The sequence below is a fragment of the Psychromonas sp. psych-6C06 genome, assembly GCF_002835465.1.
Classification (GTDB): Bacteria; Pseudomonadota; Gammaproteobacteria; order Enterobacterales; family Psychromonadaceae; genus Psychromonas.
This window is the reverse complement of record NZ_PIZM01000001.1, coordinates 126,225-139,558: the sequence shown is the minus strand read 5'-3', so window position 1 is coordinate 139,558 and position 13,334 is coordinate 126,225. Positions and strand designations below refer to the sequence as shown.

The following is a 13,334-nucleotide window of genomic DNA, read 5'->3' as shown; positions in this document are numbered from 1 at the left end:
TTTAATGATACTGTTCAATAAACTGTCTTACGTGCGCCAGAGGTTAATCAACATATTATGGATAAAGCAACTTTCTTAACACGCTTTTTATTAAGTGCTTCCTTACCACAATTAGATCCCTCAGAAACAATTAAGACACATAGAAAGGCAGCTGTATTAATTGGTTTAGTTGAACGCCGACATGGGTTAAACGTTATTTTTACTGAGCGAGCGAGGCATCTTCGCCATCACCCCGGACAAATTAGTTTTCCTGGCGGAAAATATGAAAGGTTTGATAAAAACTTACAACAGACAGCGATCAGAGAAACTAATGAAGAGATTGGTATAAAACCGGATCATATAAACATTATTGGAGAGTTAGCGCCATTAAAAACAGTTACCGGGTTTGAAATTTTTCCCTATGTCGCGTTTATCGACCAACGCTTTACCCTTAATGTGGACTTACAAGAAGTAAGTACCGTATTTGAAGCTCCTTTTACCCACTTTTTAGATCGGAGTAATAGTTATAAACAACCTATTAGCGACAACAAAACACGCCGCTTCACACATTGTATCCCCTATCAAAACCACCTTATTTGGGGGGCGACAGCGCAAATCATTAAAAACTTACAAGCGATGCTTTATCAAGGTTAAATTGTAGCGTCATAGAGTGCAATACGCGTATAAACACGCTCTAAATAATGTTTGGTTTCGTCATAGGGTAACTTCGCTAATAGCTGCTGATAAACCTCATCAGGGGTGAGTTGATTAATAACTTTAGCCGCCTTATTAATATTGCGAGTACCGTCCTTATTAAATACACGTGCGACATTACCCGCGCCGGTGTTGTAAGCTGCAATGGTACAATATAAACGGCTCTGCTCATTATTAATCGCTTTCAAATAACGCTTATCTAAAATGTTAAGGTAAGCACTGCCTGTTTCTACGTTTATTGCTGGTACATAAAGATCCTTAACTTGCATTGGACGGTCAATATTACGCACCAATTTATTAACGTCATGACCTGCAGTGCGAGGTACTATTTGCATTAACCCATAAGCTGGTACAGCTGATTTTGCGCGCGGATTAAAAGCAGATTCAGAATGCATGATAGCCATTATTAATGGCGCCGGGATATTATTTTTTTTACTTTCTTGCTCAGCAAAAGACGCGTATTTACTGGCACGCTTTTGCAAGCTGTTATTGGGTAACTTAACTTTATAAGTAATAATTCGCGTATTTTTATCAGCATTCTGCTCAGCAACTTGATAACCTTTATCGCTATTTAATAAACGAGCTTGGCTACTTTTTAATAATGCACTTTTCTCTTCAGTCGCTAATAGAGAAGCTTCTTTTTCTGTTAATGTGCTATCGGTTAATAAAGCTCGGTCTGTTTTTTTATCTATCTCCTGCGCCTGTGATTGTGTCTGCTTAATAATTACCTGTTTGCTTTGCTGTTTATTGGTCGCTGAAAAAGCGACCTTAGTCAATGATATTTCACCAGTATTGCTAACAGGAGTATCACTAAAGATAGCGGCTATATTAGACTCTTTGTCTGCAAGTAGTTTTTCAAACTGCTTTTTTACCGCGATTTCAGCCTCAAGTTGAGAAAGTTTTTGATCGATAACAAGTTCAACTTTGACCTCTTCATTTTCATAATCGACAATCGATTTAACATTTTTATCTTCACTAAATTGCACATCATATTCAGCATTGATTGGTTCAACTTTTCCCCACTTACTAATAACTTGTTGTTGAAAAAGATCGAATTCTTTTAAGTATTGGTTCTGCCAAACCTGATAGTCACTCTGCTCAGTTTGCAAGTATTGTTCAAATTCATCTTGTAGTTTTTGTGAGTCACCCTGCTCTGCTTCAAAAAGCGCAACTTCTTCATCGAGTTCGTCAAAGGGGTCGTTCGCCGATAAATGAGTACTGATTAGGAGTAGTGATAAAACCAACCATAAACCTGACATAAATAATCCTTCAATCCGTAAAAATAAAACTCGATACACAAACATAACAAAATCACCATTCTTGATTATAATTTATACATCATCATGGAGAATATAATGTATAGAAAAAAAGAGTTTTGGCACCACGTTGTATTATGGTTAATGACCGCTCTACTAGCCAGTATACAAATTTATCTAGGGCATGTTAAAGATCCACTCGATTTTCTGACCGAGCTTTCAATTTTACTAGTATGTATTAGCCTGTTAGTCGAAATTAACCGCTTAAAATTAGGCTGGTTAATGGGTTTTGGCTGGGCACTTTATACTGGCTCTTTACTTGTAGATCTTATAGATGAATATTATGCCGCTGAACATTTAGAAGTTTCTTTTGACCTGCTCGATGACTTCCTCAAAATTGGCTTTGTATTTATTGGTATTGCTTTTTTTAAGGTAATAAATGAGAAACGTTGGTTAATTAACAGCCTACAACTTGAAGTGGAGTATCGTCGAGAGCTAGAAACGCAACTTAATGAAGTTGCCTGCCTTGATGAGTTAACGCAAATTGGTAACCGACGCGCATTTTTTAAACACTACAACGAACTTGTTGATACTTATAATAATCCACTGCTTATCTTTATTGACCTTGATAATTTTAAACAACTCAATGATACCCAAGGTCATCAAGAAGGTGATGAACTCCTAAAAGCATTCGCAAGCAGTATTGCGAAACAATGTACACAACAGGGAGTCGCTTATCGTTTTGGAGGGGATGAGTTTGTTATTTTATATGATGCTAAACAATGTCAAACCTTAATAGAGCAAATCAAAGAAGATATGTTACCTATTTTTAAGCAAACTAAAGTATCTATCAGTTATGGTGCGATTGAAATTGATAACCAAAAGAGCGCAGATGAACATATTTTAAAGGTTGATCAATTAATGTATAAAAATAAACAGCAACGCAAATCGTTACGTAAAACCTCACGCTCTACGTAACAATAAGAGAAATAAAATACAGTATTAAGGAACTAAACGCTTTATTACCGGTATCTTTACTAGCAACATAGTGCATAACAAAGAAATAAATAGTACTGCAATAGTAATAGTAGGAATAGCTATCCAATTCGAAGCAAAAAAACTATAAAAGCCATTATCTAATTCACGTACAGGAATTAATAGCAACGGGTGTAAAAGATAAATACCAAGGCTATATTTTGAAACAATCGAAATAAATGCACGCAATTTACCTGATATTTTGTCTGCATAAGCCTGTGCAAGTACAAATAACATTGCTCCTATTACCATCGTATTTAAAGTTTTATACCCCATGAAGAATGAACTGTATTTACCTGTTTCTATTGCAATTTCCCATGATCCAAAAAAATTGAGTAGTAACATACTGATTCCAGCAAACAACCAAAGTTTAAGTTGAGGTCGATTATCACGATTAAAAAGATACCAACCTAAAATCAGATAACCGGTATACAAAACAAGATTTTGCAATAGAAAGCTTTCAACTTTTAACCATTTCATCAAAAACATTACAGCACACACAACAATCAATAGTTTCACTAACTCATCAGATAACTTACTTAAAATAGGAATTAAGAAAGGGATCACAAAATACAGTGGAATAAAGTCATAAAAAAACCATAGATGGTACCAAGCCGGATCATTTGGCGATTTCTCAATTACTTGCATCGTTTCTTGTACCGACCAGCCACCAGCTACAAAGCCAGTCACCAGCGCATAGATAATTGTCCAGCCAATGAATGGAATCGCTACTTTAGATAATCGTTTAGCAAGATAATGTTCGCAATTAAAAGGCCGTTCAGTAGAAAGTAATAACGCCCCACTGATCATCATAAATACCGGAACAGCCCAACGAGTAACACTGTTGATTCCCATCGCAGCCAACCAATCACTCTCTGGTATTTCCCCATAAAGAAAACGAAATGGCCCTAAAACATGAATTGCAATCACCGCAATAGCAGCAATAAAGCGCAAAAAATCGATGTAAAAAATAGAAGGTCTTGGTGATGCCATAAACTCAACTTAGTTATCTGAATAAAATATAATTGCAGACTAAACAGTTCACCGGTTAAAAGCAATTGCGTTAGTTAATATCTTCAGTTCTGGATAAGCAATACAATTTCGTTGTATCCACAATTTCTGCGTTAAATTTTCTAACAACAACCCTTAATTGCAACGATAATTCGCTCAATGTTGCAAAACTAATAGTACTTTATCTAACAAGTCATAACTTTCTGATTCAAAATACTAAAAGAAATAAACGCTCTATTTCCTGGTTTTAGCAGCTTATTTCCCCGTAATGATGTACAGTAAGAAAATCATTAGTGAATGACTTTTATGGAACAAATGTTTAATTCATCAATACCTCGAGCCTTTTTTATATTTATCTGCCTTTGCTTAGCCACTATTAATGTGACAGCGGATAACTTCGTCGCATGGGACAAACCCGATGATAACTGGCTACAGCAACATTCAGAGCACTTTTCGGTTTTCTATTTACAAAGACACCAATCAACAGCAAAACAGGTTTTACAAACAGCAGAACAGGTACACCAACAATTACAGCCTTTTTTTAATGTTGTTCCAGATGAACGCACAAAAATAATCTTATTAGATGATAGAGACCCGTTACGAATCACTGAGTCTACGCTTGAATACGGTGAGATACGCTTAGTAATGAGCCCTGCGACTAATAACAACTTGATTGAAACTGAAGATAATTGGATTCACCTTTACTTAAGCCACCAATATAGCTATCTCTTACAGATGCAACTTGCACAAAATACATGGCGTGGCTTTTTTATCTCTGCTGAGTTTACTCCTTCTCTGTTACTAGAAGGTGTCGCTATCTATTTAGAAAAATATAATCAACAACTAACACCACGATTATCATCGCCGAGTTTAACCATGCAAATGCGTATGGAAGTATTAAATCATCAACTTAAAGATCTACAAAAAGTGATTATTAAAAACCGAGAGTGGCCACTGACCTCAACATCAGTTTATGGGGCCTATTTCATCGATTACTTAGTAAAGACTTACGGCGAACAAAAACTACTCGATTTTTTAAATGCTTACAGCCAACATTTGACCTCCTACATTTTTTTAAATTGGCAAATGAGCAAGGTTTATGGCAAAGATTTTTTAGCAATATGGCAGGATTTCAGGGATGACTTACAAACTAAATTTAGCGCACAAATTTCGATTTTAGAGGCACAGCAAGTCAGTGGAGAATCACTCTTCGAATCGCCTTTTTTACAAGCAATCAGCAGTAATAAAAAAGGCTTACTGATCAACAAAGTCAGTGGCGAAGATAGACATAGAATTGATCAATATAAAAAAGGATCCTGGCATAAAATCAGCTCAACGGAACAATTATTTGATATGGATAGTCATGCAGAGGGAGGCATAGTGGCTTCTCGAACCCTACGCTATGTAGACGGTTATCGATATAATGATATTTTTATTTATAAATCGTCGAAATGGCTACGTATTACCGAGCAAGGTAGGTTTCAATATATCCGCTTTATGCCAAATGGAAAACAGTTACTAGCAACGCGAATCATCGCAGGAAAAAGTCAATTATGGTTACTTAATATTGACCAACCAGCATTAAAAGAGATGCTTTGGCAAGGTGAGAGTCATACCGTGCTAGGGGAATTTGATGTGGACCCGACAGGCAGATTTATTGTCGCCTCTATAAAACATCCATTACAGCAGTGGAAACTATCAAAGTTTGACTTAAAAACACAACATTGGAGTCTAATAACAACGCGTAATGGCCATGAAAACTCACCAGAATTTCTCAGCAATGGCACTCTAATTTACAGTGCTAACTACAATGGTGCATCAAATATTTACCACCTTGATTTAACAAAACAGTACATTCAACAATGGACACAAGTTATCGGAGGTGCTTTTCAACCCGTTTGGCAAGACGACCTAGGCTTGGTATTTCAAAGCTATGGCAATAAAAGTTATAGCGTAAGCCACATACTATCACCGCAAACGATTTCCGTTTTTCCGCGTAATGAGCTAGCTAGCACAGGGCGTGAAACAGCTGATAACAGAGACGCCTATAAAAATTTTGAAGCCTCTATCCCGACTGCTTATAGCACATGGGATACCTTACAGCCTCACTCATGGTTACCCGTTGTATATGTCGATGAAGCACGTTCGTTACTTGGCGTAAATACTTATGGTGGCGATGCTTTAGGTCGCCATAACTACGAGGTATATGCACTCTGGGATACACGTAACGCACTGGCATCATACGCAGTTGAATATCGTTATGATAACCGTTGGTCAGCCAGTTATTTTCGTGATTACAAATTTAAAAATACCAGCTTACTGGCCAGCCTACCAGAATACCAAATCACGACCAATCAAACCTATACTTTACAACGTAAACACTTGCTCTCTGCATGGGAAGATAAATTAAATTTACATGCAGGTATTTCACTGAGTATCAGTAGCCTCTACTCTCAGCCCGATAAAATTGCACAACGATTTACCATTCCAGAACAGGCTAAAGAGATTACAACAGGCTTGGCAATGACCTTTGATAATCAACAATATTATCTTAATGTTCCTGCGGTAGGTTGGGGACATTATTTTGATTTAACCTTTGAAGAAAACATTCTTAGTAGTGATTTTAGTGGACAAAAATATCAAACCCAATGGCGTGGAACTTGGGATCTTCCCGGCCGTATTACCTTACTAACCCGACTTGCTGCGGGGTATAGCAGTGATGATGCTAAACGGTATACACTCGGTGGTAATGATTTGAAAAATGAGATGAGTTTATTTGATCGAAATAGCCAAGCGATACGTGGTTATAATGATATTGCGTTAGCCGGACATCACTACGCAACCCAACGCCTTGAGTTGAATTCTTGGCTGGGCCGTTTTGAACGAAATTGGCAGGTTTTACCGATTGGAATGGGAGACATTGCTGGGACTATTTTTGCTGATTCAGGCTCAGCATGGGACAGTGGTCGTCATTTTAAACAGATCACAGGGGTAGGTGCGCAGCTTAACATTGAATTTAAACTCGGCTACAACTATTCGCTACCAATCAATATTGGCTACGCCTATGGTACCGATGAAAGTTTAGGCAAAGACTACCTTTACCTAAACTTTGGTAGTACTTATTGATAGGTTTGTAGTTTTTCCATCATCTTACTCTTCGCTTGCGCACTTACGAAACTAGCATTAATACTATTTTCTACCAATCTTAGTGCTTGCTGTTGAGATAAGTCGAGAGCCTCGACAAGTGCCATAAAATTCTCTGTCATATAACCACCAAAATAAGCAGGATCATCTGAATTAACAGTTACACAGACACCACGCTCTAGCATTTTTAAAATCGTATGCTCGGCCATGTTGTCAAAAACCTTTAATTTAGTATTAGAAAGTGGGCAAACCGTTAATGGCATCTGCGTTGTGATTAAACGTTGCAGTAGTGCTTCATCATGAAAAGCGTTAACGCCATGGTCAATACGCGATACTTGTAAATCATCAATTGCTGTAGCGATAAATTCTGCAGGCCCCTCCTCCCCTGCATGTGCAACTGTTAATAAACCTAACTCACGAGCCCGAGAAAAGACCTCGCTAAATTTTTCTGGCGGATTCCCCAACTCAGAACTATCTAAGCCAACAGCCTTAATTTGATCAAGGAATGGCATCGCCTGCTCTAAAGTACTAAAAGCACTACTTTGTGGTAAATGGCGTAAGAAACAGAGTATCAATTCACTACTAATAGCGAGTTTACTTGCCCCGTCATCTAGCGCTCGCGTGATACCATTAATAACGGTTTTAAAAGCAACCCCTCGTTCGGTATGAGTTTGCGGATCAAAAAATGGTTCGACATGAATGACATTTTGCTCCTTACATTTAAGTAAGTAAGCCCACGTTAAATCATAAAAGTCCTGCTCAACCAATAAAACATTGGCACCTTGATAATAGATATCCAAAAAATCCTGTAAGTTATTAAATTGATAAGCCTCCTTAACCGCTTGTATTGAATCAAAGGGGATACCAACACGATTTCTTTTGGCTAATGAAAACATTAACTCAGGCTCTAAACTTCCTTCTAAATGTAAATGTAACTCTACTTTTGGCAAACCATTAAGCCATGACATATTTGTATTGTTCATCGTATCGCCCTACTTAAGTTAATGCACACTGTCCCCCAAAAAGTCCTCGCTTTATCACGTACCATTTATCAAGAGACACTTAATTTTCTGCGGGCAGTTAATCTTTAGCGTTTGATTTTTGCTCAACAGCCCCTAGCAACACTATAGTTTATTTATGTCCGCTTATATAAATGGTTGTTTTGTTTCTGTAACCCATTATATTAACCGCTCTAATTTCTATTCTACTAGGAAACCCGATGCTAAGAATTTTTAAATACTTTGAAAATTTAGTGCCTGCATTAAATGATACAGAGCCAACCCAACCACCGGGGACACTGGTGGCATTCTGCCTTCATTACACCAAAGGTTATGGGGTCGCTTTAACAATAATGACAATTTTAACCTCTCTATTAGCTATTTTAGAGGTTTCACTGTTTGGTTTTATGGGGCAATTAGTAGATTGGTTAATCACTAAAAATCCAGAAACCCTATTGCAAGATGAGGGACTGAAATTACTCAGCATGTCGTTAATTGTATTAGTTTTGATTCCAGTATTAACGCTACTGCATTCACTTATCGTGCATCAGGTATTATTAGGCAATTACCCAATGTCTATTCGTTGGTTTGCACACCGTTACCTACTTAAGCAAAGTGTCTCATTTTATCAAGATGATTTTGCAGGGCGCATCGCAACTAAAGTAATGCAAACAGCCCTTGCAGTGCGCGAAACGGTCATGAAATTACTTAACGTAATGGTTTACGTCCTAGTATATTTCATCTCCATGGTAACCATGGTCGCGCAAGCCGATTATCGTTTAGCAATCCCTATGTTGGTGTGGCTGGTTATTTATATCGCTTTACAATATTACTTTATTCCCCGACTGCGTAAGGTTGCGACCGAACAAGCAGATGCGCGATCTACCATGACCGGGCGCATTGTTGATAGCTACACTAATATTTCAACAGTCAAACTATTTGCCCATACAGATTCAGAGTCAGCCTATGCAAAGCAAGGCATGAAAGGATTCTTAGACACTGTTTATCGGCAAATGCGTTTAGCAACCGGTATTAATGTCAGCGTACAAATCAGTAATTATGTATTAGCTTTTGCTATCACGGCACTCGCTATTGGCCTTTGGATGCAAAGCGCAATAACCGTTGGTGCCATTGCCATCGCAGTTAGTCTAGCCCTGCGTTTAAACGGTATGTCACATTGGATCATGTGGGAGCTGAGTGCTTTGTTTGAAAATATAGGCACAGTAACCGATGGCATGCGAACCCTTGCTAAGCCCAACATTATTGAAGATGACCCACAGGCGAAACCGCTGGTGGTTAATAAAGGAGCGCTTCACTTTGATAACATCAGCTTCCATTATGGAGAAAACAAAGGTGTAATCGATAACCTTGACCTGAATATTAAAGCGGGAGAAAAAGTAGGATTAGTCGGACGTTCTGGTGCAGGAAAGTCCACACTGGTTAATCTATTATTACGTTTTTATGATGTTGAACAGGGCAAAATCATCATTGATGGCCAAGCAATAAACGAAGTGCAACAAGAAAGTTTACGCCTTCAAATCGGCATGGTGACACAGGACACATCACTACTTCATCGCTCTATTCGTGAAAATATTCTTTATGGGCGACCAGATGCCACTGAAGCACAGATGATCAATGCTTGTAAACAAGCAGAAGCACACGAATTTATCATGGGCTTAACCGACAGCGCAGGTAACACCGGTTATGATGCACAGGTTGGAGAGCGTGGCGTTAAACTTTCAGGAGGGCAACGCCAACGTATTGCTATTTCACGCGTTTTACTAAAAGATGCGCCAATTTTAGTGCTTGATGAAGCGACTTCTGCACTCGACAGTGAAGTAGAGGCGGCGATTCAAGAGAGTTTATATGAACTGATGCAGGGGAAAACAGTGATTGCTATTGCTCATCGTTTATCAACAATTGCAGCCATGGACAGACTGATCGTATTGGATAAAGGAAAAGTACTAGAGCAAGGGACACATCAAGAGTTGATTCAAGGTAAAGGCATATATGCACAACTTTGGGCTCATCAAACAGGTGGTTTCTTAGGTATCGATTAATCGTTTTTTGATGAAATCAGTATTATCAAAGAGCGCTATTTTTAGCGCTCTTTTTTTATAAAAACATCCTGATGAGACTATAGCTAGTGAAAAAATTAACGTACACTAGCGCCTGCTTTTTTATCATACAAATACAATTAATAAAGGTAATCATGTGACTAGTGAAAACTCAAAAAACACAATAAGCCCCTCTTTTATTGCACTCACCCCTCTTTTCCTATTTTTAACACTATTTATTGGTGCGGGGCTTTATTATCAAAATATTGGGGTTGATTTTGCCTTTTATCAACTGCCAAGTGTAGTGGCAATTTTACCCGCTATCATGCTTGCACTACTGCTTTCAAAAGAAAAGTTAAACAATGCAATAGAAACCTTTATTGCTGGCATTGGCCACGCAAACATCATCGCAATGTGTTTAATCTACCTGCTAGCTGGCGCATTCGCAGCGGTTGCCAAAGCAACAGGTGGCGTGGATGCAACGGTTGCACTTGGACTTTCATTGATTCCTTCAAATCTATTATTACCCGGCTTCTTTTTGATTGCAGCGTTTATTGCCACCGCGATGGGAACCTCAATGGGCACAATTGCAGCCGTAGCACCGATTGCGCTCGGTGTTTCTCAAGAAGCCAATATTGATTTAGCATTAATGGCTGGTACGGTTATCTCAGGTGCACTGTTTGGTGACAACCTATCCATTATCTCAGACACAACTATTGCGGCAACCCGCACACAGGGTTGTGATATGCGTGATAAGTTTAAAGAAAATTTAATATTTGCATTACCTGCGGCCATCATCACTTTGATTATTTTAATCGTTGTAGGTCAAGGAAGTGTTGAGCTTGCAGCACAAGAGGTAGACTTCTTTAAAGTATTGCCATACTTAACTATTTTAGTCTTAGCAGTCTCAGGCTTAAATGTTTTTGTGGTATTAACCGTAGGTATTTTATTAGCTGGGTTTACTGGTTTTATGACTATTGATTACTCCGTTTCTCGCTTTGCTAATGATATTTTTGATGGTTTTAAAAACATGCAAGAGATCTTTATTCTATCGATGCTTGTCGGCGGGTTAGCAGCCCTTATGCAACAACGAGGCGGTCTAGCGTTTATCAGCCAAAAAATTGAAGCCGTTATCCAGCGCTTTTCAAATAAACAGAGTAAACGTGTTACTGAAATCGGTATTGCTTCACTGGTTTCATTAACCAATAGCTGTGTTGCGAACAATACTGTTTCGATTATTGTCACAGGTAACATTGCCAAAGAGCTGGCAAAAAAAGAGGGGATTGAAGCGAAACGTTCAGCGAGTTTATTAGATATCTTCTCCTGTGTAATGCAAGGCATTTTACCCTACGGTGCCCAAGCCTTACTGGCGGCCTCTATTTTCGCTATCTCTCCTTTAGCAGCGGTTACCAATGCTTGGTACTGCTTTGTTTTAGCAATCGTCGCAGTGTTAATCATAAGCTTCAGAAAGCAGTAAACCGGCAAAGAGATAGCCCCAAGTTCAAAAAAACAGTCAAAAGGTTGACTATTTTTGTGGGTTATCTCATTTTTTGTCGTACACTTCAGCAAAATTAAATCAATTGTTACGGATAACCCCATGCCTCATAAAATAACATTCAAAAAATCACTTATCGCAAGCGCTTTATTTTTCAGTGCACTGCAAGTTAATGCCGCCGGTTTTCAGTTAAATGCACAATCCGCAACTGGCCTTGGACGTGCCTTTGCTGGTGATGCGGTGATTGCTGATAACGCCTCAGTAATGGCAAGAAATGCTGCAGCTATGGCGCTCTTTGAACAAACAGAGTTATCGCTAGGTCTTAATGTAATAGCAACAGAGATCGATGTGAGTAATGCAAGCTATCAGCAACAACATTTAATTGCACCAGGTGTTGGCTATAGTGACGACTCTAATTACAGCGATGCAGGGGATACCTCTCTCGCACCAAACATACACCTTATCGTCCCTATCAGCGAGCAGTTTGCAGTGGGGGCCAACCTTTATTCAAACTTTGGTACCAAAACTGAATTTGATGACAGTTTTGTTGGCTCTGAATATGGTGGTTTAACTGATGTAAAAAGCATTAACCTTGGTTTAGCTGCTTCATATCGTATCAATAAGCAATGGAGTGTTGGTGGTGGCCTAGATATTATTTATGGCCAAGGTAAGCTCGAGCGTGAAGTAAAAGTTTATAGCCCAATAAACGGCCAAGTTATCCAGTCTCAAGAGGCTTTGAATGCTGATGCATCAGGGTTTGGCCTCGGCTTTAATTTAGGGACAGTATTTGAACTCGATGAAAATAATCGATTCGGGCTCTCATATCACTACAGCCCAGAGCTAGAAGCGAAAGGCGATATATCATTCGGTGGAAATACATCAAAAGACGACACGCTCTATATGCCACTACCCGATATGGCTGAGTTTTCTGGTTATCATCGCCTGACCGATTCACTTTTCGCAGTGCACTACAGTGTTCAATGGATAGGTTGGTCTGCTTTTGATACGCTTGATTCAAAAGCCTTTGGCACCATTAATGAGTACCAGTGGAAAGATGCGATGCACTTCTCATTAGGTGGCACTTACTACTTAAGTAATAACTGGACGCTTCGCGCAGGTTACATGTATGACCAAAGTGCGCAAGATAAGGTCACCTCGATTTCTGTGCCAGACTCAGACAGACAATGGTTCTCTGCAGGCTTCTCGTATCACTTTAGTAACGATTCAAGCTTAGATGTCGGTGCAACTTACCTACTTGGACAAGATGTGTCAGTTACAGAAACAACTGAAATGAATAAGGTAGAAGTATCTCGTATCACAGGAACAACGCACGCTAATGCTATTTTAGTCGCAGTTCAATATAGCCACCGTTTCTAATATCTAAAATAATATAACCGATTAAAAATCGTATCTTCTCTTCTGGCTAGATACGATTTTTCTATATTCCTCGCCCTCACTTTCCTCTTTTTAATGTATTAATACCAAATCCACTAAATAACTGATCAATCTTACTAGTTAAAAGAAGCTATTTCAGCGTTAAAAATTTCGTAAAGGGAACAACCATTTAAATCAATTTTCGCCTTGAACTAACTGCTTTTTCCTACGTAATATTTGTTCACTATTTGGGCGGAATTGGTATGATAAT

At 38.7% G+C, this 13,334-nt stretch carries 9 protein-coding genes; 6 read left to right on the top strand and 3 right to left on the bottom strand.

Going from position 1 to position 13,334, the window contains the following annotated elements; genetic code table 11:
• Positions 1-57 precede the first annotated feature (57 nt).
• Positions 58-633, top strand: coding sequence for a CoA pyrophosphatase (locus CW745_RS00580; RefSeq protein WP_101106451.1), 576 nt, complete (start codon positions 58-60; stop codon positions 631-633).
• On the opposite strand, the gene CW745_RS00575 is transcribed toward CW745_RS00580, so the two are convergent.
• The gene (locus CW745_RS00575) at positions 630-1,952 is read right to left on the bottom strand and encodes a transglycosylase SLT domain-containing protein (protein ID WP_153069725.1); all 1,323 of its coding nucleotides are present in this window, start codon (positions 1,950-1,952) and stop codon (positions 630-632) included. The genes CW745_RS00580 and CW745_RS00575 overlap by 4 nt on opposite strands.
• A 96-nt stretch (positions 1,953-2,048) precedes the next feature.
• Between CW745_RS00575 and CW745_RS00570 the strand changes: the two genes are divergently transcribed.
• Positions 2,049-2,927, top strand: a complete 879-nt coding sequence (locus CW745_RS00570; protein ID WP_193755500.1) for a GGDEF domain-containing protein — start codon at positions 2,049-2,051, stop codon at positions 2,925-2,927.
• Positions 2,928-2,951: 24 nt separating this feature from the next.
• Here CW745_RS00570 and CW745_RS00565 read toward each other — a convergent pair whose 3' ends face one another.
• Positions 2,952-3,977, bottom strand: a complete 1,026-nt coding sequence (locus tag CW745_RS00565; RefSeq protein WP_101106448.1) for an acyltransferase family protein — start codon at positions 3,975-3,977, stop codon at positions 2,952-2,954.
• Positions 3,978-4,310: 333 nt separating this feature from the next.
• On the opposite strand from CW745_RS00565, the gene CW745_RS00560 reads away from it, so the two are divergent.
• Positions 4,311-7,121, top strand: a complete 2,811-nt coding sequence (locus tag CW745_RS00560; RefSeq protein ID WP_101106447.1) for a hypothetical protein — start codon at positions 4,311-4,313, stop codon at positions 7,119-7,121.
• Here CW745_RS00560 and CW745_RS00555 read toward each other — a convergent pair.
• Positions 7,115-8,122 (bottom strand): adenosine deaminase, encoded by a 1,008-nt coding sequence (locus CW745_RS00555; RefSeq protein ID WP_101106446.1) that lies wholly within the window; start codon positions 8,120-8,122, stop codon positions 7,115-7,117. The two genes, CW745_RS00560 and CW745_RS00555, sit on opposite strands and share 7 nt — an antisense overlap.
• A gap of 245 nt (positions 8,123-8,367) precedes the next feature.
• Here CW745_RS00555 and CW745_RS00550 point away from each other — a divergent pair, with 245 nt between their 5' ends.
• The 3 genes from CW745_RS00550 to CW745_RS00540 all read left to right on the top strand — a co-directional run bounded on the left by CW745_RS00550 (position 8,368) and on the right by CW745_RS00540 (position 13,066).
• Positions 8,368-10,197 carry an ABC transporter ATP-binding protein gene (locus CW745_RS00550; protein ID WP_101107061.1) on the top strand — a complete coding sequence of 610 codons (1,830 nt, stop codon included), beginning with the start codon at positions 8,368-8,370 and terminating at the stop codon, positions 10,195-10,197.
• A gap of 154 nt (positions 10,198-10,351) precedes the next feature.
• Entirely contained in the window at positions 10,352-11,671 is a 1,320-nt protein-coding gene (locus CW745_RS00545; RefSeq protein ID WP_101106445.1) for a Na+/H+ antiporter NhaC family protein, read from the top strand.
• A gap of 120 nt (positions 11,672-11,791) precedes the next feature.
• Positions 11,792-13,066: an outer membrane protein transport protein gene (locus CW745_RS00540; protein ID WP_101106444.1), complete on the top strand. Its 1,275-nt coding sequence runs from the start codon at positions 11,792-11,794 to the stop codon at positions 13,064-13,066.
• The last annotated feature ends 268 nt before the right edge of the window (positions 13,067-13,334 follow it).